Origin of the sequence: Wolbachia endosymbiont (group A) of Melitta haemorrhoidalis (genome assembly GCF_964273365.1) — a bacterium.
GTDB classification, from domain to species: domain Bacteria; phylum Pseudomonadota; class Alphaproteobacteria; order Rickettsiales; family Anaplasmataceae; genus Wolbachia; species Wolbachia pipientis.
In genome coordinates, this window is record NZ_OZ187004.1 from 491,145 (window position 1) to 517,927 (window position 26,783).

At 35.8% G+C, this 26,783-nt stretch carries 23 protein-coding genes, 3 tRNA genes, 1 rRNA gene and 1 pseudogene; 10 read left to right on the plus strand and 18 right to left on the minus strand.

Going from position 1 to position 26,783, the window contains the following annotated elements; genetic code table 11:
- The first annotated feature begins 20 nt into the window (after positions 1-20).
- Positions 21-2,363 (plus strand): primosomal protein N', encoded by a 2,343-nt coding sequence (gene priA / locus ACICPZ_RS02560; protein WP_264373622.1) that lies wholly within the window; start codon positions 21-23, stop codon positions 2,361-2,363.
- Between the two features lie 9 nt (positions 2,364-2,372).
- Here priA and petA read toward each other — a convergent pair whose 3' ends face one another.
- From petA to ACICPZ_RS02600, 8 genes and pseudogenes are all read right to left on the minus strand, one after another.
- Positions 2,373-2,972 (minus strand): ubiquinol-cytochrome c reductase iron-sulfur subunit, encoded by a 600-nt coding sequence (petA, locus tag ACICPZ_RS02565; RefSeq protein WP_010963095.1) that lies wholly within the window; start codon positions 2,970-2,972, stop codon positions 2,373-2,375.
- A gap of 92 nt (positions 2,973-3,064) precedes the next feature.
- The gene (gene gyrA, locus ACICPZ_RS02570; RefSeq protein WP_264373623.1) at positions 3,065-5,767 is read right to left on the minus strand and encodes a DNA topoisomerase (ATP-hydrolyzing) subunit A; all 2,703 of its coding nucleotides are present in this window, start codon (positions 5,765-5,767) and stop codon (positions 3,065-3,067) included.
- A gap of 52 nt (positions 5,768-5,819) precedes the next feature.
- Positions 5,820-5,892 (minus strand) — tRNA-Val (locus tag ACICPZ_RS02575).
- A gap of 97 nt (positions 5,893-5,989) precedes the next feature.
- Positions 5,990-7,205 (minus strand): annotated as a pseudogene (locus ACICPZ_RS02580) (IS4 family transposase).
- Between the two features lie 140 nt (positions 7,206-7,345).
- Positions 7,346-7,516, minus strand: a complete 171-nt coding sequence (locus ACICPZ_RS02585; RefSeq protein WP_395462138.1) for a hypothetical protein — start codon at positions 7,514-7,516, stop codon at positions 7,346-7,348.
- Positions 7,517-7,806: 290 nt separating this feature from the next.
- Positions 7,807-8,682, minus strand: a complete 876-nt coding sequence (locus ACICPZ_RS02590) for a tetratricopeptide repeat protein (protein WP_007548480.1) — start codon at positions 8,680-8,682, stop codon at positions 7,807-7,809.
- A 168-nt stretch (positions 8,683-8,850) separates the two neighbouring features.
- Positions 8,851-9,240, minus strand: coding sequence for a DUF1284 domain-containing protein (locus tag ACICPZ_RS02595; protein ID WP_209472357.1), 390 nt, complete (start codon positions 9,238-9,240; stop codon positions 8,851-8,853).
- The gene (locus ACICPZ_RS02600; RefSeq protein WP_264374102.1) at positions 9,237-9,764 is read right to left on the minus strand and encodes a biotin transporter BioY; all 528 of its coding nucleotides are present in this window, start codon (positions 9,762-9,764) and stop codon (positions 9,237-9,239) included. Before ACICPZ_RS02600 ends, ACICPZ_RS02595 begins: the two co-directional genes overlap by 4 nt.
- A gap of 85 nt (positions 9,765-9,849) precedes the next feature.
- Here ACICPZ_RS02600 and ACICPZ_RS02605 point away from each other — a divergent pair, with 85 nt between their 5' ends.
- Both ACICPZ_RS02605 and dapF read left to right on the plus strand, forming a co-directional pair.
- On the plus strand, positions 9,850-10,437 hold the full coding sequence (locus ACICPZ_RS02605; protein ID WP_095742826.1) for a nitroreductase family protein: 588 nt from the start codon (positions 9,850-9,852) through the stop codon (positions 10,435-10,437).
- A complete protein-coding gene (gene dapF / locus ACICPZ_RS02610; protein WP_395462163.1) occupies positions 10,418-11,206 on the plus strand; it encodes a diaminopimelate epimerase in 789 nt (262 codons plus the stop codon). The genes ACICPZ_RS02605 and dapF overlap by 20 nt, the downstream gene beginning before the upstream one ends.
- An 8-nt stretch (positions 11,207-11,214) precedes the next feature.
- On the opposite strand, the gene sucD is transcribed toward dapF, so the two are convergent.
- The 8 genes from sucD to hemF form a co-directional block, all read right to left on the minus strand.
- On the minus strand, positions 11,215-12,090 hold the full coding sequence (sucD, locus tag ACICPZ_RS02615) for a succinate--CoA ligase subunit alpha (RefSeq protein ID WP_010963102.1): 876 nt from the start codon (positions 12,088-12,090) through the stop codon (positions 11,215-11,217).
- 3 nt (positions 12,091-12,093) lie between these two features.
- The gene (gene sucC / locus ACICPZ_RS02620; protein ID WP_006279820.1) at positions 12,094-13,245 is read right to left on the minus strand and encodes an ADP-forming succinate--CoA ligase subunit beta; all 1,152 of its coding nucleotides are present in this window, start codon (positions 13,243-13,245) and stop codon (positions 12,094-12,096) included.
- Positions 13,246-13,282: 37 nt separating this feature from the next.
- Entirely contained in the window at positions 13,283-13,483 is a 201-nt protein-coding gene (gene rpsU, locus ACICPZ_RS02625; RefSeq protein ID WP_006279819.1) for a 30S ribosomal protein S21, read from the minus strand.
- A gap of 199 nt (positions 13,484-13,682) precedes the next feature.
- Positions 13,683-13,756: transfer RNA gene (locus ACICPZ_RS02630), tRNA-Pro, on the minus strand.
- Between the two features lie 218 nt (positions 13,757-13,974).
- A complete protein-coding gene (locus ACICPZ_RS02635; RefSeq protein WP_006279818.1) occupies positions 13,975-14,661 on the minus strand; it encodes a 16S rRNA (uracil(1498)-N(3))-methyltransferase in 687 nt (228 codons plus the stop codon).
- 28 nt (positions 14,662-14,689) lie between these two features.
- Positions 14,690-14,761 (minus strand) — tRNA-Glu (locus ACICPZ_RS02640).
- Between the two features lie 68 nt (positions 14,762-14,829).
- Positions 14,830-16,074, minus strand: coding sequence for a hypothetical protein (locus tag ACICPZ_RS02645; RefSeq protein ID WP_395462139.1), 1,245 nt, complete (start codon positions 16,072-16,074; stop codon positions 14,830-14,832).
- A gap of 48 nt (positions 16,075-16,122) precedes the next feature.
- The gene (hemF, locus tag ACICPZ_RS02650) at positions 16,123-16,947 is read right to left on the minus strand and encodes an oxygen-dependent coproporphyrinogen oxidase (protein ID WP_065106807.1); all 825 of its coding nucleotides are present in this window, start codon (positions 16,945-16,947) and stop codon (positions 16,123-16,125) included.
- Positions 16,948-17,107: 160 nt separating this feature from the next.
- Between hemF and ACICPZ_RS02655 the strand changes: the two genes are divergently transcribed.
- The 3 genes from ACICPZ_RS02655 to ACICPZ_RS02665 all read left to right on the plus strand — a co-directional run bounded on the left by ACICPZ_RS02655 (position 17,108) and on the right by ACICPZ_RS02665 (position 21,369).
- On the plus strand, positions 17,108-19,588 hold the full coding sequence (locus ACICPZ_RS02655; protein WP_264373627.1) for an ATP-binding protein: 2,481 nt from the start codon (positions 17,108-17,110) through the stop codon (positions 19,586-19,588).
- Between the two features lie 90 nt (positions 19,589-19,678).
- Positions 19,679-20,521: a ParA family protein gene (locus ACICPZ_RS02660; RefSeq protein ID WP_006280226.1), complete on the plus strand. Its 843-nt coding sequence runs from the start codon at positions 19,679-19,681 to the stop codon at positions 20,519-20,521.
- Entirely contained in the window at positions 20,518-21,369 is an 852-nt protein-coding gene (locus ACICPZ_RS02665) for a ParB/RepB/Spo0J family partition protein (protein ID WP_006279814.1), read from the plus strand. Before ACICPZ_RS02660 ends, ACICPZ_RS02665 begins: the two co-directional genes overlap by 4 nt.
- 191 nt (positions 21,370-21,560) lie before the next feature.
- On the opposite strand, the gene ACICPZ_RS06530 is transcribed toward ACICPZ_RS02665, so the two are convergent.
- Positions 21,561-21,737, minus strand: coding sequence for a hypothetical protein (locus ACICPZ_RS06530; RefSeq protein ID WP_410176927.1), 177 nt, complete (start codon positions 21,735-21,737; stop codon positions 21,561-21,563).
- Between the two features lie 511 nt (positions 21,738-22,248).
- Positions 22,249-22,863, minus strand: a complete 615-nt coding sequence (locus tag ACICPZ_RS02675) for a hypothetical protein (protein WP_155969120.1) — start codon at positions 22,861-22,863, stop codon at positions 22,249-22,251.
- Positions 22,864-23,016: 153 nt separating this feature from the next.
- Here ACICPZ_RS02675 and ACICPZ_RS02680 point away from each other — a divergent pair.
- The 4 genes from ACICPZ_RS02680 (at position 23,017) to ACICPZ_RS02695 (ending at position 26,675) form a co-directional block, all read left to right on the plus strand.
- Positions 23,017-24,521, plus strand: a 16S ribosomal RNA gene (locus ACICPZ_RS02680).
- 100 nt (positions 24,522-24,621) lie between these two features.
- Positions 24,622-24,999 carry a succinate dehydrogenase, cytochrome b556 subunit gene (gene sdhC / locus ACICPZ_RS02685; protein WP_010963112.1) on the plus strand — a complete coding sequence of 126 codons (378 nt, stop codon included), beginning with the start codon at positions 24,622-24,624 and terminating at the stop codon, positions 24,997-24,999.
- Entirely contained in the window at positions 24,996-25,352 is a 357-nt protein-coding gene (sdhD, locus tag ACICPZ_RS02690) for a succinate dehydrogenase, hydrophobic membrane anchor protein (protein ID WP_010963113.1), read from the plus strand. Before sdhC ends, sdhD begins: the two co-directional genes overlap by 4 nt.
- An 84-nt stretch (positions 25,353-25,436) precedes the next feature.
- On the plus strand, positions 25,437-26,675 hold the full coding sequence (locus tag ACICPZ_RS02695) for a hypothetical protein (RefSeq protein WP_010082038.1): 1,239 nt from the start codon (positions 25,437-25,439) through the stop codon (positions 26,673-26,675).
- Positions 26,676-26,783: the final 108 nt, after the last annotated feature.

Here is a 26,783-nt window from a genome sequence, read left to right on the forward strand (position 1 = left end):
GTTACAAGCTCTTTAAAACAATGTTAAACTCAATCACTATGGCAAAAACAGTTGACGTATTACTACCACTTCCAATTGATCAGTTATTTTCATATGCAATTGAGGAAAATACTGAGATTTTACTTGGAGATTACGTAGTGGTGCCATTTGGCAAAAAACGCTTAATCGGAATAGTTTGGAAATACAGTGATAAAAGTAACCGAGAATTAAAATTTATTGAGCAAAAAATCGATTTACCAAATATTAGACCAAAATTGATTGCATTTGCAGAGTGGGTTGCACAATACAATTTAATACCTATTGGTATGCTTGCCAAAGTGATAATGGGAGGAGTGTTAAAAGTAAATCACATAGATAAATTGGTTTGTGTTGAACAAAAGCAGGAAACAAGTGAAATAAGTTGCCAATTAAGCCCTGAACAGCAGATAGCTAGTGATAAAATAATCAGCAATTTGAACGAGTATTCAGTGACTTTGCTTGACGGTGAGACAGGATCTGGAAAAACGGAAGTTTATCTCTCTGTGATTGCACAATTGATTAAGAATGACACTGCCGTTCCAAATGCTGCTCAGACTTTACCATCCCAGTGCCCAGAGACACAACTGTACGAACATTGTGATTTGGGTCTACCAAGAGGGTGTCATCCGAGTAGCCTGACACTGGGATCCAGTTTTTCATATAACCTCATTACAAATGTTTATTTTAACTTAAAACCAATACCTAATTTACAATCAAAATTCCTGGATTCCAGTGTCAAGCACTGGAATGACACCTTTATACTCAAGGCAAAACCCACTGTAACATTTAGCATACCGTCTTTGCCACGTACTAGTATGACACCAGAATATGTTGAAATGACATCAGGAGAAGGTAATACACAAATTTTAATCCTCCTACCTGAAATTGTTTTAACTTCACAATTGGTAAATCGTGTTCGCGGTCAGATATCAAAAAACTTAGTTGAATGGCACTCAGGGCTCACTCCAAAAACTCGCCGGAATAATTGGCTCAATATAGCAAATGGAAATGCGCAGATAATTATTGGTGCACGGTCAGCGCTTTTTTTGCCTTATAAAAACCTAAAATTGATTATCGTTGATGAAGAGCACGACTCATCTTTTAAACAAGAACAGGGAATTATATATAATGCTCGAGATATGGCGATAATCTTAGCCAAATTTGAAAATATTCCGATTATTTTATCATCAGCTACTCCACTGCTTGAAACGATTCATCATGTTAAAAACGGGAATTACAATCATGTAAAGCTAACTAAGCGATTTGGTGGTGCAGAATTGCCACTCATTAAAGTAGTAGATATGAGGAACAACAAGCAATGGATCTCCTCTGAGCTTTTTGAAAGCATCAAACAAACCATAGAGAAAAAACAGCAGGTTATGCTTTTTCTAAACCGCAGAGGGTATGCACAACTGGCAATTTGTAAAAAGTGTGGATATAAAATTTCCTGCTTAAATTGTGCTGTTTGGCTTACATATCACAAGAAAAAAAATGCTCTTTTGTGCCACCACTGCTCTTATCAATTGAAACTTCCAGAAAAATGCTCTAATTGCCAAAGTGAACAGCCATTGTCCCTCTACGGCATAGGAATTGAAAGGTTACTTGAAGAAATGGTGAAATTAATACCAAACGCAAAAACTGCGATGATAAGCAGCGATCAGAAGTCGGTTAGTAACATCATTGATTTAGTGTTAAAGGAAGAGGTGAACATTATAATCGGCACACAGATAATTGCTAAGGGGCACAATTTTCCCAAATTAACTTTGGTTGGAGTAATAAATGCAGATTTGAGCCTCGAAAATTCTGATTTAAGAGCAGCGGAAAAGACGTATCAATTATTGCACCAAGTTGCAGGCAGATCAGGAAGGTTTAATGAAAAAGGAATGGTAATAGTGCAAACTAATAATCCTGAAAGTTCAATAATAAAAGCATTGCTGCATCAAAAAAGAGACTCATTTTATGAAATCGAACTTAAGTCAAGACGCGAAGCCAAAATGCCACCATTTAGCAGATTAATAGCGCTTATAATTTGTGGTAAGAATCAGATTGCAACACAAAAAGCAGCGAATGAAATAGTAAAATCTCTTCTTTGTTATCCAAGTAGCTTAACTACTTGTATCCAGGAAAAAAATGTAGGTGTAGACAGAAAGGAATTTGAAATTCTTGGCCCATCACCAGCAGCAATAAATTTTTTAAATAATAAGTATCGGCATAGGGTATTATTAAAAATACACAATAAACACAGTTTATCTATACAAAAAAAGCTGAAATATTGGATTAAAAATTGTAACTTGAATTCGAGTATTGCAGTGATAATAGATGTTGATCCTGTGAGTTTTTTTTAACGAGTTCCGTTAAGCCTTCTTGCCAATTACCACAACATTCTCACTGGGAAAAAAATAATCAGGTACAGCCATATTTTTCGGTGCAGGACCCCCAATCACTCGGCCTGATGTATCATAATATGAACCGTGGCAAGGACAGAACCAACCATTACCATCTCTTGTAGCGTGGTCAACCGGTACACACCCAAGATGTGTACATATTCCAAGCATAATTAACCATTCGTCTTTTCCTTCGTATACTCTCTGCTCATCTAATTGAGGATCCCTCAAGCTCTTCACATTCACAGCTCTTGCAGCCTCAATTTCTTGCTTTGTGCGTCTACGAATGAATACTGGTTTACCTTGCCACTTTACTTTTACTCCGTGTCCTTCCTGAATTCCAGACAAATTCACCTCCACTGTGGAAGTTGCTAGAACTTCAGCAGAAGGATTCATAGATTTAACCAGTGGCCAAAGTCCGCTTGCAGCTCCTATACCTGCCATAGCGCATGTAGTTAATGTTATAAAATCTCTCCTACTCTTATTTTTAGTAAGATCTTTAACAGGAGGTGTTTTTTTATCCTCTTTGTCTGCCAGTGGTTTTTTATTTTTAGTTAATTTTTTGTCCATTGATCTTTACTTAGCCATAAGTATATATTTTAATTTAAATACTGCGTATTAATCAACAAAAACTTGCGCTTTTTGTTTAACCTATACTACGGTTAAGAAGCGATAGAGTTTTCAACTTCAAAAATACTATCTTCAGTGGAATCAGGATCTTCAATTTTCGCTACTGACACCACTTTTTCTCTACTTTCTGTTTTAAACAGAGTGACTCCTTGAGTGCTGCGTCCTGCAATTCTAATCTCATTGACCGAAATGCGAATTAACTTTCCTTTATCTGTAATAAGCATTATATTATCACCCTGCTCAACTGGAAAACTAGCAACAACATTACCGTTTCTGCTAGTAGTAAGAATATTGGTGATACCAACACCACCCCTGTTAGTTACTCTATACTCATACGCAGAAGTTCTTTTACCAAAGCCATTTTCAGTAATAGTTAATATAAACTCCTCATTCACTGCAAGTTTTAAGAATAATTCGTTATCTATTCCTAAATCATTCAAAGTCTTTTCCAATTTAGAATCAATGGAGTTATTAATTGCAGTTCCCAGTCTTTTTGCAAGTGGAACTTTTAAGTAAAGTTCTTTTGTTTCTGTTGCTACACCTATCCCATTTAATATGGTCATGGATATCACGCTGTCATTCTTTGCAAGTTTGATACCTCTTACGCCATCTGAATTGCGACTTTTAAATTGACGCACATCACTTACAACAAATCTGATACTTTTGCCGAATCTTGTTGAAAGAAAAACATGATCAATTGCATTGCATACTTTAACCGATATTAATTTGTCTCCTTCATCGAGCTTTATTGCTATTTTTCCATTGCTTGGAATATAGTGAAAGTCCGCTAAAGAGTTACGCCTTATGTTTCCATGAGCAGTAGCAAAAACTATGTTTTGATTTTCGTCATTTTCACTTGGTAATGGCATGATATTAGTTATAGTTTCACCATCGCTAAGCGGAAATATGTTAACAAGTGCTCTTCCACGTGCAGTTGGTTCTGCAAGAGGCAACTTATAAACTTTTAATCTATAAACTCGACCAATATTAGAAAAGAATAAGAGGCTAGTGTGGGTATTCCCAACAAATAATTTTGTGATTACATCCTCTTCTTTTAATCCTTGTCCTAGCTTTCCTTTTCCACCACGACGCTGAGTTCTGTAGTGAGAAAGCTTCACACGCTTGATATAACCATTCATAGTTACGGTTATCACCATATCCTCTTGTGGAATTAGATCTTCAGCTTCAATGTCCGTATCTGATTCCTCTATTGAAGTTTTTCGCGGCACAGCAAATCTGTTCTTTATTTCTTGTAGATTGTTTTTTATTTCCTTCATCAACTTCTCTTCTGAGCCAAGAAAAGCGATATATTCTTTTATCAGGTTGATCATTGAACTTAGCTCAGCTTCTAATTTGTCTTTTTCAAGGCCTGTTAAACGCTGCAGTTTCATATCAAGGATAGCTTTAATTTGTAGCTCAGTTAATCTATACACTCCATCTTTCAAAAAGCTTGCGCTATCTGAAATCAACTCGATGATAGTGTTGATTTCATTCGAAGTTTTCCATTCTTTATTTAAAAGTTCTCTACTTGCTTCCGCAGGATCTTTTGCACCGCGGATGATTTTTATCACTTCATCTATGCTGAGGACCGCAATGTAGAGCCCTATATATATATGAGCTTTTTCTCTCGTTTTTCTTAGACGAAATTCTGTTCTCCTGATTAACACTTCTTTTCTAAAGTCAACAAAAGCAGCTATGATTTCTTTTAACGACATCAAAGCAGGTCTGTTGTTATTGAGTACTAAAGTGTTAACACTAAAACTACTTCTTAGTGGAGTTAGTCCCAATATTTGATTAAGTATAAAACTTGCTTCAGCATTTCTTCTGAGGTCAATTACTACTCTAATACCAGACTTATCGGACTCATCCCTAATTTCTGTTATGCCATCAATTCTTTTTTCTTTTACAAGCTCACCTATCTTCTCAATTAATTTTACTTTATTTACCTGGTAAGGTATTTCATCAATCACTATTGCTTGCCTATCTTGTGGCAGGTCTTCTATGTGAGTCTTGCCTTGCACAACAATTGATCCACGACCCGTTGCAAATGCTGATCTTATTCCAGACCTTCCAAGAATCGTTCCCCCAGTTGGGAAATCCGGCCCTGGCATCACTTCAAGTAACTCATCCAAAGTAACTTCAGGATTATCTACATATAATATACAAGCATCTATTATTTCTCCAAGATTATGAGAAGGAATATTGGTTGCCATACCAACTGCAACACCACTTGCACCGTTTACCAATAGATTCGGAAACTCTGCAGGCAGCACAACTGGTTCTGTTTCATTTCCATCGTAGTTTGGCCTAAAATTAACTGTATCTTCATCAATATCATTTAGTAAAAAGTGTGACACTTTTTGAAGTCTTGCTTCTGTGTATCGCATTGAAGCTGGTGGATCTCCATCTATCGAACCAAAGTTACCTTGCCCATCAATAAGTGGTAAAAGAAGAGAAAAATCTTGAGCCATCCTGACCAAGGAATCGTAAATAGCTGCATCACCATGTGGGTGATATTTCCCCATTACATCCCCAACTATACGAGCTGCTTTTTTATATGGCTTACCGGCATCGAATCCAGCTCTTGACATTGCATATAATATGCGCCTGTGAACAGGTTTAAATCCATCCCGCACGTCAGGTATAGCCCGGCTTATGATAACGCTCATTGCGTAGGAGAGATAAGAATCTTCCAGCTCTTTTACTATTGAGATTGGTACTATATTATCCTGCATTTTCTATATTTTGATTGAAGTAATTAATAATACTAACATTCAGTTAAGCAAATGGGCAATGACAGACTTGAACTGCCGACCTCCTCGGTGTAAACGAGATGCTCTACCAGCTGAGCTAATTGCCCCTTTAGATCTAATTCTATAGCTCAATATTATTATTGTAAACAAAAATAGCAATAAATTGTATCCGTTCAGGCAATGGCGTCAACTTAAGAGCCTCCATTAGCAAACTCTCCTAAAGACATGATGGCGTTTGGGCTTATCTACCTTATCGCGGCTATACAATCGTCCTGGTCGGATTTTAACTTTAGCGCGTATACTTAAAAAGGGCTTGAAAGTTTTTTGGCGCAATAAGTACCTGATAGAGTTTCTGCCTCATTACACCAAATAAAACTGAAAAATTTAAACGATACTCAGCAATTTGATCTGGATTCCAAGGCCCTTGTGCATCACACATATGAAGCGACAATATATTACACATGACTAAGTTTGCCCAAAATTCTTGTAATACAGCCTCTAAATTTACGCCAGAAAAATTCTCTAATTCTGCACCTATTTTGAGTCGTTTATAGCACTCCTCTATATGCCACCTTAACACATAAGCTTTGCTGATATCTTCCAAAGTAAATTTTACTCGGTCAAAAAGTGAAGTAATCAATACCTCTGTTTCTCCGTTGGCTAATGTCAGCACTATAACTCTTACTTTCTGTCCTTTCATTTTATTTTTTAGCTTTTCATTTTCTAATATAAAATCGAAATCTAATTCGCCAGCGTTCCCATAGCTTGCTATAATTTCTTTTTTGCAAGCGAAAAATAAAATCTACTTCCAAATCATAATGCTGCTGAATGAATTTTACTGAAGGATAACCACGATCATAGATAAATAATTTGATTTAATGAACGCATTTGAGTGATAACTTCGGGTAATTGCTCTTCCGCCAACGTTTGTTCACCTATATTCCAAGCCGCAAGACGAGCACTACAAATCAGCGAAGTACACAAATCAACAAACAAAGAAACTCTTGCCAATGGTGGCATTGTGCCTGTTGTTCCATTTGGTTTAAAGCGGCCAAACTCGGATACAATTTCCTCAGAGCTGGGTAATCTCATACCAGAACCATCTGCTGCAATAAGTCTATAGCCTCTCCAACTCAGGTTCATCCTGATAGGCTGTTTGGATGCTTAAATTCTTGAAAGCCTGTATGGCAAATCTTATACCTTGCTTTAGAAAAAGCTTGCTTTGAGGGTACATGTCAATGGCTCCATAAGTTCACATTCTATTCCCAAACTTTTTTTAACTAACTTTAAAATCATAGAAAATACTGTCGAAAAAGGAAGTTTTCTTGTTCGTGTAAAACTCAACACAATGGATTCTCTGAAAAGCTTTCGAGTATATTATATTTTTAATTTGTAGAATAAAATTTTTTCCTTTTTGCATGTTTCACCTAAAAAGGACACATTTTAAACTTCTTTGTTGAAATAAAATAGAAACAAAAGTGCTGTTTCCTGCGGCTTCTGGATAATTTAATGGTAAAAGTTTTAGAGAGAAATTTTATACACTATCGCTGATATTTTTCCTTAAGTTGACGCCATTGTCCGTTCAGCAGAGTGGCAAAATAGGTAGACAAGGTGATCTAAAAAGATAATCATAGAGTAAATGTGAGGTAAGTCCTTACAATAAATGGTGTCATCCAAGTAGCCGACACTGGGATCCAGAAAAAAGAATGGTGTCATTCCAGTGCTTGACACTGGAATCCAGCTTTTTCATAATCATTAAAACGTTGTATTTTTACATAAAACAGCTATTTTTATGCTCGCCAACTTAATAAAATTCCTGGATCCCAGTGTCAAGCACTTGGATGACACCCTCCTGATGGGCCAAAATCACAATGTTCGTACAGTTATGCATTTGTTGTGCAAATTACCTTTGCAAATAAATGTTCGTACAGCTGTGTGTCACACACTTTGCTTCAATATTTGCACATTAGCCACTCCCTTGAACAGATACGATAAATTAGCTTTAGGTAAGCTATAAGCTTTTATGAAATCTTTGGGTGCGTGCTGTGAAGTTTTATAAATTTTAGTCTTGCTGTCACTTTGTATAAAGGTATTTTTTCACTCACATCTTTCGAAGTTGTAGCCATGTTTAACAACTTTAAGTAGAATATTGTAGCATTTTGAAAATCTGAAAGTTTATCTAGAATAACAGCTAAATTATAAGTATAAAAAATATTGTTTTCATCGAGGGAAATAGCAGTTATCATATACTCTTTACCTTTTACATAATCCTCCTTTTTCATATAGATCAGACCTAAATTTGCTAATAAAGGAGCATAATTTTTATGTATATCATACAATTTTAACATTTCACTCAACGCCAGATCAGGATCATATTGTGAGATTATCGTCAGAAAATTTTTTAATATGTAAGGGTTACTAGGGTGTTCTTTTAACAGTCTTGTGTAAATCTCTACAGCTTTTTTGTATTCTTTATTAGCGTAATAAATATTTCCCAATCCAATTAAAGCATTTTTATGATAAGGAAACTTTGCAATGATCTGATTAAGGAGAGAAATAGCTGTTTCATTATCTCCTGATTCAAAGGAATCTTTTGCTTTTTTTAAAGTAGAGTATATGTCAAAACTCTTGCCAGAATTCTGCGCAATTTTGATGTTAAATTTATCACTTTTTCTCTCAATAACATCAAGATCTTTATATTTTTTATCAGCTTTTATATGCTTGACAACACTATCAAAGGCCTTCTGTATCTCCAAATTTTCACTAGCATAGGTAACAGAAGACCTCCATAAAATCACAACGCAAATTAACATGCAGATAAACATAGGTCCTAGTGTTGTGGCATTGGCTGCAGCGTGTAACCAGTAAACCTTATTTCTTTGAGCTATATGCAACACATTACAAATTCATAAATGCTAAATTACCTATCTCATACAATAATAAAGATATTATTAATTAGCGGGACGAACATGCTGTGTAGCCTTTCAGAATGCATTTATCTTTTGTCTTCCATATTTCGCTTTATTTCCACAAAAATGCTTCAATTTATCTTAACATTTTGTCAACTACCTTTGTAGATTTAAAAGGGCATTTTTACATATTCCATATGGCTGCCAGTTGCACCCCTCACATGCGTACTCGAATTTCTCTAAAGACATTTTCTCCCTAATCTTTTCTACCGCTTCACTCCAGGTCAAAGTCTCGCCAATTTTAATTCCTAAAATTTCCATATGCCTTCTATCTAGCTCTAAAACTTTAGCTTGTGTGGTGCATTTACCTTGTTTAGTCTGATTTGGACAAGCACTACAGATATTATCAAGGTTACCAACTACTTCGATTTGAGTACTAATTACTTTGCTTGCTATCCTTTTATAATTTTCTACAAAACCCTGAGAATACCCATATCCCCGAAACGCGAGGGTGCACATAAAATGATGAGGGCGAAATTTTATCATTTTTTCAAATATTGCAAAGCTGCTACAAGTAGAAAAATTTTTATCAAACCAGGAAGGATAAATGGTAAAACACCCACCATTATTGCTTGTTCCAGACCCAAGTAAACAGCAAGCCAACTAACACCACAAATAAAGATTACAACTGTACCAGCCAGACAACTTAAAGAATTACATACAAATGATTTATACTTAGAGTTCAGTAATTCATTTACTTTGCTCATTACCATAACAGCAGCTAAACAGCCAATTAAATATCCACCTGTTGGTCCAAGGAGAGCGTGATAACCACCAGAAAAATTTGCAAGAACAGGCAATCCTGCTGCACCAAGTGATAGATATGTAAGCACAGAATAGAATGCTGTTCTGCGGTTAAATTTAAGCCCAATAAGCATTACTCCTAAAGTTTGCAATGTGATAGGCACAGGCTGCAATGGTATACTTATTTGAGCCATCAAGAATAAAAGTAAAACGCAAGACAATACTTCAGCCAGTGTTGATCTGCTGCTAGATTGTGTTATAAACATACCTTCCCAATAAAAATAACTTATTAAATGTAATATATGTGTATGAGAGGTTTTGCAATTTAAATTTTGCTTATATTGTGCTACAATGAATTATTTATGCACTATTAAATTAAAAATGATGAGTAAACAAGATCTATTATCGTTGATGAAAGCAAGACACAGCGGACGTTCATACGATCCTACAAGAGCAATATCTCAGGAAGACATGGATATTTTAATGGAAGCTGTAAGGCTGACTCCCTCATGTTTTGGTGATGAACCCTGGAGATACGTAATATGCAACAAACAGAACAATCAAAGCGCATGGGAAAAGCTGCTAAATTGCCTTGATGAATCTAATCAAAAATGGGCAAAAGATGCACAAGTGTTAATCATATCTTTAAGCGCTAAGAATTTCCGCAAATCTGATAAAGGTGAAAATTTTTGGGCTAATCACGATACTGGTGCAGCGAATTATGGACTTATGTTACAAGCTGCAGTTATGAACTTAATGGCCCATCAAATGGGTGGATTTGATAGAGATAAAATAGTGAAAGAGTTCAATATACCCAATGACTTTAACGTAATGTCAGTGATAGCGGTTGGTTACGAAGAAGAGGGTGCTGAAACAAGTAAGAAGAAAAGAAGACCAATAGAAGAAATATTTTTTTATGATGAGTGGCCAAAATTCTGAAAATTTTATCAAAATGCACGGCACTGGTAACAATTTCGTTATCATAGACTCACGTTCAACAAACAATTTAGACTGGAACCATAGACAAATTGCTGATCAAAGCAGTTGTGATCAAGTGATAATTATAACAATGTCTAATGCTGCAGACTGTTTTATGCATATCTATAATGCTGATGGCAGTCGAGCTGAAATGTGCGGAAACGCAGCACGCTGTGTTGGATATTTGATAATGTCAGAAAAAGGTGCTGAATACTCCATTATTGAGCTAACAAGCAAACGCATTTTAGAGTGTTTTAAAGTGGGTGATAAATCCATAAAGGTTAACATAGGTAAACCTTTGCTAAAATGGCATGAAATTCCCTTATCTACTGAGTGTGACACTCTTCACTTACCTATAGAGCTTGAAATGCTAAAAGATCCTGTTGCAGTAAATATTGGCAATCCTCACATAGTTTTTTTTGTTGATAACATAAGTGAAATACCATTGCGAAATTTAGGACCAAAGCTAGAAAATCACGCATTATTTCCTCGGAAAATTAATGTTAGTATTGCACAAGTTGAAAAGTCTGGAGAAATAGCTTTAAGAGTTTGGGAAAGAGGTACAGGCATTACTGCATCATGCGGTAGTGCAGCCTGTGCAGCACTTGTTGCATCCACACTACGTGGATATCTGGTTGCCCAACAGACTTCAGTAAATTTACCAGGAGGCAAGTTATTAATCGAATGGGCAAATAACGTATTCATGACCGGTGATATAGGGTTTTTGTGACCCTAATTCTAGTGATGCATTACTTCCAATACCTTCTTACCAATTACTGCAGGGGTTTCAGCAATTGCAATTCCAGCGCTCCGCATAACTTCTAGTTTTGCACCAGCACTTCCACCGCTGGAAGAGATGATTGCTCCAGCGTGTCCCATACGTCTTCCTGGAGGTGCCGTTTGGCCTGCTACAAAACCAACGATTGGCTTTTTAGTTTTTTCTGTTTTCACAAAATGTGATACATCTTCTTCTTCGTTTCCACCTATTTCACCAATAACTACAATACCATGAGTATCGTTATCTTTTAAAAAGAGCTCCATACAGTCGACAAATGTTATACCATGAACTGGATCCCCCCCAATTCCGATACACGTGGATTGACCAAGACCAACAGCGGTTGTTTGTGCTACTGCCTCGTAAGTTAAAGTTCCGGAGCGAGACATAATTCCTATGTGTCCACGCTTATGGATATGGCCAGGCATAATTCCTATTTTGCATTCTTCAGGGGTAATAATTCCCGGGCAGTTGGGACCAATCAATCGACTTTTTGAGCCGATAAGCGCACGCTTAACTTTCACCATATCAAGTATAGGAATGCCCTCTGTAATACAAATTATCAATTCTATTTTTGCATCTATTGCTTCAAGTATTGCAGCAGCAGCAAATTTAGCAGGTACATATATAACTGTAGCATTTGCACCGGTTTTTTCTTTGGCTTCTGCTACAGTATTAAAAACCGGTAAATTAAGGTGAGTGCTCCCACCCTTTCCAGGAGTTACACCTCCCACCATTTTCGTTCCGTAATCAATTGCTTGCTCTGAATGAAATGTGCCTTGTGCACCAGTAAAACCCTGGCATATTAATCTTGTATCTTTGTTTACTAAAACGGACATGCTTTATTTTACCTCTTTTACTATCTTTTGCGCAGCTTCATCTAGCTCATCTGCAGCAATAATATTTAATCCTGACTCTTCTAAAATTTTTTTTCCTTCTTCAAAATTAGTACCTGATAATCTAACCACTAGAGGAACTTTAATGCTCATTTCTTTTGCAGCCGCAACAATTCCACTTGCGATAATATCGCAACGCATTATACCACCAAATATGTTAACCAGAATTCCTTTTACGTTGCTATCAGACAATATGATTTTAAATGCTTCAGTTACAGTTTCTTTACTCGCTCCACCACCAACATCCAAAAAGTTAGCAGGCTCTGCTCCGTAGTATTTTATTATATCCATTGTTGCCATAGCAAGACCTGCACCATTTACCATGCAACCAATACTGCCATCCATTTTGATGTAACTGAGCCCATACTTTGAAGCCTCTATCTCTTCTTTCACTTCCTCATCATAATCACGAAGTTCCATAATTTCTGGGTGACGATATAAAGCATTATCATCGAAATTAATTTTTGCATCGAGCGCAATAAAATCTCCAGAATTTGTTTCAACCAGTGGATTAATTTCAATTTGGCTCGCATCAGTTGCAATAAACGCATCATATATTTTTTTTGCAATGTTCGATATCTTTTCTATTTGTTCTGGACTCAAATGAAAACTGCTGCTTAACTTGCTGCTATCAAAACTTGTAGCAGGATCAATATCAAATTTCACAATTTTTGCAGGAGAATTTTTTGCCACTTCTTCGATGTCCATTCCACCTTCTGAGGAAAATATGAATATTGGCCTACTGAGCTTCGGGTCGATTACCAGGCTTAAATAATACTCTTTCTTAATGCTTGAGCCTTCTTCAACGTACACTTTTCTTACTTGCTGCCCGCTTGGCCCTGTTTGATGAGTAACTAAAGTCATACCAATCATGTCCTTTACAAACTGTTGAGCTTCTTCAACTGACTTTGCTAGCTTTACGCCACCGGCTTTACCCCTACCACCTGCATGAATTTGAGCTTTAACTACAAACACGTCAGATTTTAATTGACTTACTTGAGTCTTTACTTCTTCTGCAGATGTAGCAACAAAACCTTTTGGCACTGGGACATTAAATTTATGCAAAACTTCTTTCGCTTGATATTCGTGAATATTCATAAAATAACCAATGATAAACTATTAACTTGAGTACAAACTACCAACCATAACGTTGCCTTCTGCACTCTTGTTGGTACCTCTTTTTTTTAGCTTCAGCTTTCTTTTTAGCTCTTTTTTCTGATTTTTTTTCATGATATTGTTTTTTCATTTTCAACCCTCTTCCTTCCTTTTGAATTGTTTTTTTCAATACTGGAAGAGCTCTGTCTACATCACCATAATGGACTGATACTTCTATCAAACTCTATACCTCCTTCGGTAATCATTTCAAAATCTATTTATAAATTAGAAAATTAACATTGTCAATTATTTTATAAACTTGAGCGTTAAAATGTAATATGCCATAATTTACATGGTAAATAATGTCATTCCAGTGTCAGCTACTTGCTTACTGATGGAGATTGCTCTTATGTTACAGCGTTCTTACAATTATACTAACATCGGGGCGGAGAGATTTGAACTCCCGACCCTTTGGTCCCAAACCAAATGCGCTACCAGGCTGCGCTACGCCCCGACTTCTTTACTCAGAGTATCAATAACTCAGGCAAAATGCAAGATTCATTTGTTTACTTTAGAAAAAATATAATATGAGATTTAATATTATCTTAGAATATGTTTTTTATTAGCTCCTCTTTAACAACAGACTGCTTCGTAGAAAGTCTACAGGGTTTTTGTGCGCGCAACACTGAACCAGATTTCTTTATGACCCAAACCTTAGTCATATTTAAAAATCTAGCTACACCAATTGGTGAAAGTGAGTGCAGCAACTACAGCAGTATCGACCCTTAAAATTCTTTTTCCTAGACTCAATTTTTGACAAAACTTATCGGCAAGATCAAGTTCATAAGATGAAAAACCACCTTCAGGGCCAACAATAATAGCAACATTTTTTTTGCCTTTCAGCACTTTGTCAGCTTTACCTGTTTCATCACACAAAACAAAATTTTTACTCTGGGAATCAGGTAACTCACAAAAGTTAATAGGAGGCAAAATCTCTGGTATACTTATCCTACCTGATTGTTCCGCTGCTTCGATTGCTTGTAATTTTGCTCTACTTAGGTTAATATTTTTTACCACTGTACGTTCCGTTGAAATAAATTGAATGCAGATTACTCCCATTTCAGTTGCCTGTCTTACTATGTTGTTCAAAGCAGCACTTTTTACCATGGCACAATACAGGTATAAATTTTCCTCATATTGCTGTTGTTTAGTGCATTCTTTGGGTGTAACTTCTGTCAATTTACGCGATATATTAACTACTTCTCCTAACCATTCTCCATCTTTTCCATTAAAAAGAGAGAGATTATCATACTTCTTAAGCCGCATTACATTGCAAATATAGTGACTTTGTTGTGGATTAAGTGCTAAACTCACGCCTTGTGATAAAGCTTCTTCAACATAGAGCCTAATTTTTCCCATTCAAAACTTTAATTATATTCTACTTGAGTGACTCTTACGGGATTTGAACCCGTGTTACCACCGTGAAAGGGTGGTGTCCTAACCACTAGACGAAAGAGTCAACTTGAATCTAACTAGGTTATATCGATTACATATATAAAGTCAATTCAATTATTTTGAATCACATAGTTAGAGGGATATATCAGTAATCTTATATCGACAGCCTCCTATTACTCCATGCTCAATACTCACTGAACCTATCTCAGATTTAGGAGCTAATTCTAATTGTTGTTCAACTTTTGTATCGGAATCATAGCCAGAATCGTAGCCAGAATCTCTACGCTCATATTTCTGCCTTATTTCTTCTACACTAAAGCCAGCCTTGGTCTTAATTTTTTGATCATTAGTCTGTTGCTGACTTATCGACTTATTAGCACTTAGCTCATTTAGCTTCACTTGCCAATCATTCACTTTATCTTGCACTAACCCATGGCAAGTTCCAGAATTAGCTTTTATGTCTTTTGCTTTTCTTTCTGCTCTTTTCTTGGACAAATCTACCCTAGCATAAATAGGTTCTGACGACTGTTCTGGCTCTTTCTGTTTTAGGCTAGTAGGCTTTTTTTGTTCTGAAAGATCATCTATAGTGCAATAAATAGGTTCTTCTGATATACTCAAATAACCACTATCTTCCAATGATAAATTTTCAGTGGATTTTTTATGTGAATCATATATTTCAGCATAAATAGATTCTTCTGATACACTCAAATAACCATTCTCCCCTAATGAGTTACTAACCTTAGCATCATACACCTCAGCGTAAATTGGCTCTTTTGAAGGCAAAGCATCATAATTAGTGCTCTTTGGCTTATACTCAAAAGTTCTAGAAGGTTTTTGAGGTGGTATTACATTGTTGTTCACCTCAGCGTACATAGTTATTGGCTCATATTCAGAGGTTCTAGGAGGTTTTTGTTGTATAGCTTCAACATTCAAATCATCTGTAGAATAATACTCTGCGCCTTTTCCTAGTAAAAAGGAAACTGTGGGGTGAAGAATTATCTCTGCTGGTAAGTTTTTCTCACTATCCAATTTTAGATTTTTTGATTCTGCTAAACTCTCAATAACACGAATTATAACATTCTTTCCATTCTCATCTATTGAGTGGATATCAGCTCCACGATTAATCAGCAATTCCATTATTTTGTGATCTGTAGCATGTCCTAAAGCCTGATTTAAAGCTTGATTATTATTTATATCAAATGATCCTGTATTCTTGAGAGACATAGTCTTTGAAAAGAATTTTCTAAAACTATTTAATGCATCATAGAGAATTAGAGTCAGTTTAACATCTTTTATGTCATTGTTTTTGACAGATTTAATTAAAAAATTATCTATTATGCCCATGATTATACCCCCTATATAAAAGCTCACTACCATGGTACAATTTTAAACTATGATGATTTATTTTCTACTAATAGCAGCTCTCTATAACCACTTAACAAGTGGTGGCATTGACATCATAATTGCATCTGGATTGCCGTCAGTCATTAAACCAAACCTTGTGCCACGATCGTATAACAGATTGAATTCTACATATCTGCCACGTTTTATTAATTGATTTTCTCGTTGTTCTTTTGTCCAAGATTTTTGCATATGTTTACGTATGACGTGCGAATAAATTTCCAAAAAGGCTTCACCTACTGCTTTTGTGAACTCAAAAACGTTTTCCCAGTTGCCAGAACTCAGATTATCATAGAAAATGCCACCAATACCACGTGGCTCTTTTCTGTGTTGTAAGAAAAAATAATTGTCACATTGCTCTTTAAATTTTGGATAATATCCGGTGTCAAATCTATCACATGTCATTTTGATTGATTCATGGATATACTTGCAATCTTCTTCATTTTTATATATTGGCGTAAAATCCATTCCTCCACCAAACCATTGTTTTGAAGTATATATCAGCCTTGTGTTCATATGTGCTGCAGGGATAAGGGGCGATTGCATATGAGACACTAAAGATATACCGCTTGCCCAGAACTCTCCGTTACTTTCACTTGCACCAGGAATTTCATTAATGGCTGAATCTGCAAATTTTCCGTGTACTTTTGAAACGTTTACTCCAACTTTTTCAAAAACATTACCAAAAATAATTGTAGATTCACCACCTCCACCACCTGGGCGATCCCACTTTCTCTTTTCGATTTTTGGCTCTGCGGATGATTGTTTTTCAATTAATAAGAAAGATTCTATAATCTTATCTCTTAGTGCACAGAACCATTTAAATGCTTGTGTTTTTTGTTTTTCCATAATATCCTCTTGCTAGCTTATTAACATTGTTATATCTGATATTTAAGGAACTTAATTAGATTTGGATGATAATTATCTATCAAAGACGTTAATAAATCTATAATAATTAAATCAATATAATAGAACATTTTCGTATGTACAACAATGCCAAGTAACAATAATGAATAAAAGATACATAGATAACAAAAAAGAGAACAGGGTTGACTTCATACTAAGAAATTATGGAATGTCAATTGTTGTGATGGCAGTTATTATGCTCTTACCTCCAGTAGCAATATCGATACTCTACTTTTTTGATATATATAGTCAGCATATTAATATAGAGATTAATTTATTAGTTAGCATTCTAACAACTCTCTTTATGATGTATAATGTAAAACGCTACAGATACCTACTTAATACTATAGAATTTCAAAATGCAATATTTGCAAATGCACTAAATCATAATACAGAATTTTGCCTTATTTTACATAAAGATGAAGGTATTATTTATGCTGACGCAAGGTTCTACGAAAGGTTTAAAGATCATATAGATGATGACATTACGTTAGGCAAGATTCTTGAAATAGGAGATGTTTCAGAAGCAGACAAAAAAGTACTCTATCATGCACTAAAAAATAACTCTTCTGTACAGGTATGCATTTCCTTAAACAAGAAGAATAGAGTATCTAACTTTCTTTTGCTCTTTGAGCCGATACCAGATAATCCCCAAATTGCTATAAATAGTAATAAGATTTTAAATTTATCATTAGTGCCAATAGCAAGGCCAGATGGGTATTTTGTATTAAAAGCAACACAGATAAACAAGGAGCAGATATATGAAGAGTTAATAGAAAAACACAGCATAGGAACTTACATTGCAAATGCCAAAGGGGTGATTTTATCTGTAAATAAAAGATTTTTAGACATATTTGAACTAAAAAAACTGGAAAAAGGTAGCTCAATCAGTGATTTTATATCTCAATCTAAATATAACAATACAACAACCGATAATGAAATTTTGTTTTTTACTATAAGTGGTATTCCATTCAAGGCTTATATGAGCACTGCTATATTTTGTGATAAATACAACCATAGCTATATATATGGCTTTATAACACCAACCGAATCAAATATTGTTGATTATCAATTACACCCTTGTTTTGCAAATTCATCAATTGCTATTGCACAATGTGACATAAACGGCAACTTTGTAAAGAAAAATACGGCACTAATAAAGCTTGCAGGGTCAGATAATAATTCAATCTTTACGTTGATATTGGATAGTTATCATGTGAAAATACGTGAATATTTTTCGAGTAATAGAATAAATAATGCGTCTTTTGATGTACAGCTCAACGGCGGTAATAACATAAAAATATATTTCAATAAGTTTCTTCATAATAAAATGATCTTCATACTTTGTTATTTTATTGACAATACTGAACACAAAAACCTAGAGATAAAGCTTGAGCATTATCAAAAGATGCAAGCTATAGGGCAGTTAGCAGGTGGTATTGCGCATGATTTCAACAATATATTGACTGGGATAATAGGATTTTGCGATTTGCTTTTACTCCAACACTCAGCTGGTGACCCATCTTTTGGAGATATAATACAGATACAGCAAAATGCAAAGCGTGGATCAAATTTAGTAAGACAATTGCTTGCTTTCTCAAGAAGACAGACCTTGCAGCCAAAAATTATTGATGTAAATAATACTATAGCTAATCTTTATGAAATGATAAAAAGATTAATAGGTGAAAATATAAAATTTAATATTTATTATGGTAGAGACTTGGGTGCTGTTAGGGCTGATCAAGGGCAATTAGAGCAAGTTATACTTAACTTAGCAGTCAATGCTAGTGCTGCTATGGAAAAGGGCGGAGAATTAACTATACAAACCTTTAATCAAAAGATTGACTCATTAAATTCTACACCTCAGGATATGTTTTCTCCAGACAAGGAAGCGATTGAACATGGAAATTATGTTGTGATTGAAGTAATTGATACTGGATGTGGAATGACGAGTGATACAACTGAAAAGATCTTTGATCCATTTTTTTCTACCAAAGATATTACCTCTGGTACAGGTCTTGGCCTCTCTACTGTATATGGCATTATTAAACAAACTGAAGGATACATCTATGTTGCTAGCAAAGTAAATCATGGAACTAAATTTAGCATATTTTTGCCCATGGTTTACATATCAGATGAAAATGATAGAGAGGAAGATAGTGAAGAAACAGAAAAACCGGTAGTAAGTGAAATTAAAGGTAATGGTATAATTTTATTAATCGAAGATGAAGATTCAGTAAGGGAATTCATCTCTAAAGCACTCAAAAGAAAAGGATTTGATGTAATAGAAGCAAGCATAGGCGGCGAGGCGCTAGAAATAATCAGTAAAAAAAGTCAACACATAGATCTTATAATCACTGATGTAATCATGCCAGAGGTGAGCGGCCCAGAAATAGTTAAAGAAGCATTGATCTATAGGCCAAATATCAACGTTATTTTTATTTCTGGGTATGCAGAAGATGCTTTTTTAAAGAGTGATGACATCAATATAGAAGATTTTCACTTTTTGCCAAAACCATTCACTCTGAATGAATTAGGAAACAAGGTTCAAAGTGTGTTACACAAAGCAAAAAAGACAGTCTAATTTTAGTGTGGTTAACAACAAAAAAATTTTCTAATGCAAAAGTTTCTTGCATATATACAATAGAATTATTTTATACATAAGATAAAAGGCGTGAGCAAGATTATTGCAATAGTAAATCAAAAGGGTGGAGTTGGCAAAACCACAACTAGTATAAATTTATCGACAGCCTTTGCTGCTGTGGGAAAAAGCACTTTATTGGTAGATCTTGATCCTCAAGGAAATGCTAGCACCGGACTCGGGATTTCTTATCGTAGTAGGGAAGAAAAAAACATATACAAAATACTACTAAGCAGCGAAAATAAATTGATAGAATCGGCAATTTTCAATATAAAGGAAATTCCGAATTTATCGCTAATTTCGTCAGTAGTTGATTTGTCAGCTGCAGAAATTGAATTATCGCAACTTGAGCGAGGAAAATTCGTACTAAAAAGCGCATTGGAGAAGATACGCGATAATTATGAGTATATAATCATCGATTGCCCTCCATCACTTGGGCTTCTGACCATAAATGCTTTGACTGCTGCTAATTCTATTATTGTTCCTCTTCAGTGTGAATTTTTTGCTCTGGAAGGATTAAGCCATTTAGTTAAAACTGTGGAGCTAATAAAAAGGAATAACCTAAACCCTTTTTTGGCAATAGAAGGGATAGTGTTAACAATGTATGACAGGCGCAACAAACTCAGTGAACAGATTAAAAACGATATTTGCCAGTATTTAAATGATAAAGTATACAAAACTATCATCCCATTGTATGAGACTGTTATTCCACGTAACGTACGGTTATCAGAAGCGCCTTCTCATGGAAAACCCGCTATTGTGTATGATCTTAAGTGTCCTGGTGCACAAGCATATATAAGTTTGGCAAGGGAAATTTTAAAAAAGCACGCGAGCAGTTGTAAGGAGAAGAAACTAGTAAGCGAGGGCGTAGTATGAAGGATGATAGACGCCTCGGCAGAGGTCTTGCCGGCCTCATAGGCGATAATTATGATAATAAAGAAGATCGACAAGAGCATTTGCCTATTTCATTACTGCACCCAAGCAAATTTCAACCGAGGAAACATTTTGACGAGGAGTCATTAAGAGAACTTGCAAATTCGATAAAGAAAAGTGGCATTATACAGCCTATCGTGGTACGCAAAGATTCAAATGATGATGGTTATGAAATAATAGCTGGAGAACGTCGTTGGCGAGCAAGCAAGATTGCAAATCTTGATAGTGCACCGGTTATCATAAAAGATCTGAGCGACAAGGAATGCTTGGAAGTATCCATTATTGAAAACATACAAAGGCAAGATATTAATCCAATAGAGGAAGGTGAAGCTTACAGAAAACTGATAGATGAGTTTTTCTATACACATGAGGAATTAGCTTCAGCTATAGGCAAAAGCCGCAGCCACATAACCAATATGATTCGGATGTTGTTGCTCCCTGATAGGGTGAAAACAATGATCAATGAGAAAAAATTGTCTATGGGTCATGCAAGAGCGTTGATTAATGTTGAAAATGCGGAAAGTATTGCAGAAAAAATAGTTTCTCAGGGCTTAAGCGTTAGACAAACTGAAAAACTGATAAAGGACCTACATCAAAACAACAATCAAAAAGAGCAGAGATATACTAGAAATCAAGATATGACAGTAATAGAAGGCGCTATATCTTCTCAACTTGGTTTAAAGATCAAAATTAATGACAACAATTCTAAGGGTAAAGTTATGATACGGTATGATAATCCAAATGAATTGGATTTGATATTGAAAATTTTGAATAGGAAACTTGAGGCATAGCTAGTAGTTGGCTAGCAAAGCAACAAACCAATATCAACTGTTGGTGTCATGAAAGTAGCTGACACTGGAATCCAGGAATTTTATTAAGTTGGTAAGCATAAAAGTATAACTTCTACGTCATACCGCCGCGGTATCCGCTAACAAGCAGCGGGATGACGATTGTCAGGGTAGCTGTCATCCCAGTGCCCTGACTACTTGGATCCAGGAAAAAGAATGGTGTCATCCAAGTAGCTGACACTGGGATCCAGAAGACTTAATTTCAACCAAGTGGCTGCATAATAAAGGCTGGATTCCAGTGTCACGCACTGGGATGACACCCTAGTAGAAATCGTTTTTGTAATTGCAACATTCGTGCAATCTTTAGCCATAAATATTAAGAAATTTACCAAATGAAAAAAAAGGCAAAAGAAGCCCTGGGGTTATTATCCGCTTTAAAATATTGGCGTTTTTTATGTTTTAAACGCTTGACAAGCAAGATTAAGCTGCTTTTAATTGCAACTAACTTACGCTGCAAATGTTTAAGAAGTTTACTAAGCAGAAAAAAAGACAAAGAACCCCCGAGTTAGCTAGTCTTTTACTATCTCTGTCGAGTATTGGCATTTTTTGATGTCTTGTAACGCTTTATAAGCGCGTTCAGCTTATTTAGATAAAAATCTAGATGTAGATGAAGTTTTGTAAAGACATACAGTATCTATATACTGCAAAAAATTGAACATAAGACGCCGATACATTAAGTAATCCTTACCTTTTAATCTGCAGATTGGCGAAAGCAAATACAATAGCTTCACTATCATGATAAGGGCGCTGGCGAAGGGTGTCAAGTAAGTTTTTTCGTTTCATCCGATGCGCTGCCAAAAGCTATGCAAAAAGTCCAATGAGTTAACTCCCATATATCCTGAGTAATTCTTGTGCATTAGCTTTGATTAGGATAGGGCATTTTCTATCATTTAATAGGGAACGCAATATTTCAGTTGCACCCTTAACGTCGTTATTGTGTATCTTTACTACAGCAATAGCTTCTTGGCTTGAATAAGGATACACTGTGCTTGATTCTAAATTATCAATTTTGTCTTTATTTATTTTTTCACCGTTGGAGTGAAGTAAGCTCATTACTTCTAAATATTGTGCTAACTCACGCAAAACATTAGGAGCATCTTTATCATCTGCCAAATCATTATAAATAGATGCTGTGTCTGTTGGCATTGAATCTGAGATATGATTGAATGCGCGTTCAAAATTTGCTAAATACTCCCAATTTGAATCTATTTCTTCTAGCAGCGGCTTATTATCTTTTTTTAAGAATAATACTTCGTAAAACTTGTCACCTGCAGTTATAGATTGTTTTGTGTTATCAATGTTGCGCAATAAGTATAATGTGATGCCAACTAACATTGGCGCGAGTGCAAGCAGAAAGATGTATTTTTTCATGGTAATATTCCAAATAGTTATATATTTATACATTAATGCTTTTGATTTGCAAAAACATATTGACATAGTGATTATATCACATAATAATATTCTTAAAGTTGTTTGAATAGTTGGAGATTAAAATATTTCTAAAGTAGAAATAAAGACAGCAGTATTAAGCTAAATTATTTTTTGTCGGATTTATCCGATGTACCCTCAACCTTTTATAGGTTGAAGTCTAAATTTGAGAGTTTGATCCTGGCTCAGAATGAACGCTGGCGGCAGGCCTAACACATGCAAGTCGAACGGAGTTATATTGTAGCTTGCTATGGTATAACTTAGTGGCAGACGGGTGAGTAATGTATAGGAATCTACCTAGTAGTACGGAATAATTGTTGGAAACGGCAACTAATACCGTATACGCCCTACGGGGGAAAAATTTATTGCTATTAGATGAGCCTATATTAGATTAGCTAGTTGGTGGAGTAATAGCCTACCAAGGCAATGATCTATAGCTGATCTGAGAGGATGATCAGCCACACTGGAACTGAGATACGGTCCAGACTCCTACGGGAGGCAGCAGTGGGGAATATTGGACAATGGGCGAAAGCCTGATCCAGCCATGCCGCATGAGTGAAGAAGGCCTTTGGGTTGTAAAGCTCTTTTAGTGAGGAAGATAATGACGGTACTCACAGAAGAAGTCCTGGCTAACTCCGTGCCAGCAGCCGCGGTAATACGGAGAGGGCTAGCGTTATTCGGAATTATTGGGCGTAAAGGGCGCGTAGGCGGATTAGTAAGTTAAAAGTGAAATCCCAAGGCTCAACCTTGGAATTGCTTTTAAAACTGCTAATCTAGAGATTGAAAGAGGATAGAGGAATTCCTAGTGTAGAGGTGAAATTCGTAAATATTAGGAGGAACACCAGTGGCGAAGGCGTCTATCTGGTTCAAATCTGACGCTGAGGCGCGAAGGCGTGGGGAGCAAACAGGATTAGATACCCTGGTAGTCCACGCTGTAAACGATGAATGTTAAATATGGGAAGTTTTACTTTCTGTATTACAGCTAACGCGTTAAACATTCCGCCTGGGGACTACGGTCGCAAGATTAAAACTCAAAGGAATTGACGGGGACCCGCACAAGCGGTGGAGCATGTGGTTTAATTCGATGCAACGCGAAAAACCTTACCACTCCTTGACATGGAAATTATACCTATTCGAAGGGATAGGGTCGGTTCGGCCGGGTTTCACACAGGTGTTGCATGGCTGTCGTCAGCTCGTGTCGTGAGATGTTGGGTTAAGTCCCGCAACGAGCGCAACCCTCATCCTTAGTTACCATCAGGTAATGCTGGGGACTTTAAGGAAACTGCCAGTGATAAACTGGAGGAAGGTGGGGATGATGTCAAGTCATCATGGCCCTTATGGAGTGGGCTACACACGTGCTACAATGGTGGCTACAATGGGCTGCAAAGTCGCGAGGCTAAGCTAATCCCTTAAAAGCCATCTCAGTTCGGATTGTACTCTGCAACTCGAGTGCATGAAGTTGGAATCGCTAGTAATCGTGGATCAGCACGCCACGGTGAATACGTTCTCGGGTCTTGTACACACTGCCCGTCACGCCATGGGAATTGGTTTCACTCGAAGCTAACGACCTAACCGCAAGGAGGGAGTTATTTAAAGTGGGATCGGTGACTGGGGTGAAGTCGTAACAAGGTAGCAGTAGGGGAATCTGCAGCTGGATTACCTCCTTAGGCTTTGCACATAATTTACCATTTTTAATGATGGTGTTGTTATGTGCTATACTGCTGTCTTTACTTCTACTTTATTTTAATTTCCCGATAACGGAATTTTATGAGTGATAGACCTCTTTCTCCACATTTACAAATATATAAAGTACAAGTTACTAGTTTTTTCTCTATTATGCATAGATTGACTGGTATCTTGCTATTCCTTTTATTAATGATACTTTCTTGGTATTTCATATTACATGTTTACTTTCCTGAGTTACTTATAGTAAGGTACTTAAATGCATTATTATTCACTCCTGTTGCTAAATTAGCTTATGTCTTATGTTTTATAAGTTTTGTATATCATTTTCTTAATGGTATTCGTCATTTATTGTGGGATGTTGGGCTTAATTTAGAAATTACTGGCGTTTCAAGGAGTGCTATACTGCTGACAGTAACGCTACTTCTTTCTACTATGGCTTTTTTATTTATGTTTATATGAGTCAGTCTGGAAATTCAGTACATCATTGGTGGGTTCAGCGTGTTTCTGCGGTAATTTTACTGTTCCTGTTTCCTTGGTTTATCTATTCATTTTCTTGCACATTTTATACTGATAGCTCTTTGTCTTTTAGTGAAAAATTTATTAATCACCCTCTAGAGCTTTTATTTTTTGTTGTATTGTTGTTTTGCATTTTTTGGCACGCAGTTCTTGGAATGCAGGTAGTATGCGAAGATTATATACACAGCGTACCTTTGAGGATTTTTACAATTACATGCATAAAGTACTTATCAAGCATTACTTATATAACCCTCGCTTTTACAATCTTTATCTTCTACAGGCATATTTTCTTGTAAAATCACCGGTGCTGTGTTAATATATTATTAGTGTACTAGTTTTATTATTGAACTATAGCATTATAGCGATTTTGGTTTGACAATATGTTTGAAGCATTAAAAAAGGGAGCAATAGATCTTACACTTAAAGCAAAAGGTCTGCTTACTTCACCTGAATCTCAAGTTTACGTCGAAGACCTTAGAAAGGTAATGATGTATGATGGAAGGAAATGCCAGTATCCAAAAAATTATGATCAAATTGTACAGTCTGCTAAAATCATAGAAAACAGGGATATGCATGGAAATGCTATACTAGATAAAGATAAAAATCCAACCTATAAACTTTTGTATGGTCAAAAAGATGAGAATGGAGAACAACCAAGTTTCAGATTATCTTTAGTTACCAAAGATAAAGATAATGATAGATCTTATTTTACTATCAATTATATAGACAATCAGGGTAAGCAAATTCCGATAAATGAGTTGCATAAGTCATATTTTGAGCCATTAGGCTTTTCGAGAATGGATTTGAAAAAACACGTGCCAATTTTTGAAGCTGAAAAAACTAAGGATCCTCAATATCCATTTGAATTAACTAATTCTTCTGTGCTAACTAAAGAGGTAAAAAATAAAGAAGGTAAAGTTCAGGAAGTTGTTGATGAAAAAGGAAGAAATGGAGAATTATTATACACTAGTGATTACAAGAAGCTAAGCACCCATTTTTCAGAAATTAGAGATCAGAATGGTAATCTAGAGCTAGATAAAAGTCTTATATCTGTTCCTATCGTTTTTGCTACAAGTTTAGCTAAAGTTTGTACTAAATTGTTGACTTCTCTTCCTATAAAGTTAGGGGAGCATTTAATAAGCGAACAAAACCCAATTGCAAAGTCTTTTGGTTATCTTTTATTTACTCCTGCAATGGCAGTAAAAAATTTAGTGGATATGGGAGCTACCATACTTAAGGCTCCAATTTTATTGTTTGTAGCAAATGAGAAAAAATATGGTGATGCTTACTACACCATGTGGAAACACCAACTGAAAGGATGTTTGGAAGAAGCAAAAAGTGACTTTAATGTTATTAAAGGTGAAGAAAGGCTAAAGCCGGATCATGGGAATCGTGATTCACTAGTGGGCACATGGGATGAGCTTAACGCTAGAAGGCCAAAGAAACAAGGGGATGATAAAGAAGTTAGCAAGAGTAATGAAATACTAAAGAGTCCTGAGGAAGAACAAAATAAGGGTAATGAAATATTAAGTGATAAAAGAAAAGGTCATGTTGAGGAATTACAAAATAGAAGAAATTCACAGCAAGGGCAAGGCGCTACACATGATCACTCTCATTAGCAATTACTTTAAATCAACATTTACTTTCTTTATTAACTATTCCACAACAAAAACTTGCATGTATTTTGCCCTCAGTATAAGATATTAATTATTTAATTAATATCTTAA

Excerpts from the sequence above, each read along its gene's own strand:
- priA (WP_264373622.1), top strand. The coding sequence starts at position 21 with ATGTTAAACTCAATCACTATGGCAAAAACAGTTGACGTATTACTACCA.
- petA (WP_010963095.1), bottom strand. The coding sequence starts at position 2,972 with ATGGACAAAAAATTAACTAAAAATAAAAAACCACTGGCAGACAAAGAG.
- gyrA (WP_264373623.1), bottom strand. The coding sequence starts at position 5,767 with ATGCAGGATAATATAGTACCAATCTCAATAGTAAAAGAGCTGGAAGAT.
- ACICPZ_RS02595 (WP_209472357.1), bottom strand. The coding sequence starts at position 9,240 with ATGATAAAATTTCGCCCTCATCATTTTATGTGCACCCTCGCGTTTCGG.
- ACICPZ_RS02600 (WP_264374102.1), bottom strand. The coding sequence starts at position 9,764 with ATGTTTATAACACAATCTAGCAGCAGATCAACACTGGCTGAAGTATTG.
- ACICPZ_RS02605 (WP_095742826.1), top strand. The coding sequence starts at position 9,850 with ATGAATTATTTATGCACTATTAAATTAAAAATGATGAGTAAACAAGAT.
- dapF (WP_395462163.1), top strand. The coding sequence starts at position 10,418 with ATGAGTGGCCAAAATTCTGAAAATTTTATCAAAATGCACGGCACTGGT.
- sucD (WP_010963102.1), bottom strand. The coding sequence starts at position 12,090 with ATGTCCGTTTTAGTAAACAAAGATACAAGATTAATATGCCAGGGTTTT.
- sucC (WP_006279820.1), bottom strand. The coding sequence starts at position 13,245 with ATGAATATTCACGAATATCAAGCGAAAGAAGTTTTGCATAAATTTAAT.
- ACICPZ_RS02635 (WP_006279818.1), bottom strand. The coding sequence starts at position 14,661 with ATGGGAAAAATTAGGCTCTATGTTGAAGAAGCTTTATCACAAGGCGTG.
- ACICPZ_RS02645 (WP_395462139.1), bottom strand. The coding sequence starts at position 16,074 with ATGGTAGTGAGCTTTTATATAGGGGGTATAATCATGGGCATAATAGAT.
- hemF (WP_065106807.1), bottom strand. The coding sequence starts at position 16,947 with ATGGAAAAACAAAAAACACAAGCATTTAAATGGTTCTGTGCACTAAGA.
- ACICPZ_RS02655 (WP_264373627.1), top strand. The coding sequence starts at position 17,108 with ATGAATAAAAGATACATAGATAACAAAAAAGAGAACAGGGTTGACTTC.
- ACICPZ_RS02665 (WP_006279814.1), top strand. The coding sequence starts at position 20,518 with ATGAAGGATGATAGACGCCTCGGCAGAGGTCTTGCCGGCCTCATAGGC.
- ACICPZ_RS06530 (WP_410176927.1), bottom strand. The coding sequence starts at position 21,737 with ATGGCTAAAGATTGCACGAATGTTGCAATTACAAAAACGATTTCTACT.
- ACICPZ_RS02675 (WP_155969120.1), bottom strand. The coding sequence starts at position 22,863 with ATGTCAATATGTTTTTGCAAATCAAAAGCATTAATGTATAAATATATA.
- sdhC (WP_010963112.1), top strand. The coding sequence starts at position 24,622 with ATGAGTGATAGACCTCTTTCTCCACATTTACAAATATATAAAGTACAA.
- sdhD (WP_010963113.1), top strand. The coding sequence starts at position 24,996 with ATGAGTCAGTCTGGAAATTCAGTACATCATTGGTGGGTTCAGCGTGTT.
- ACICPZ_RS02695 (WP_010082038.1), top strand. The coding sequence starts at position 25,437 with ATGTTTGAAGCATTAAAAAAGGGAGCAATAGATCTTACACTTAAAGCA.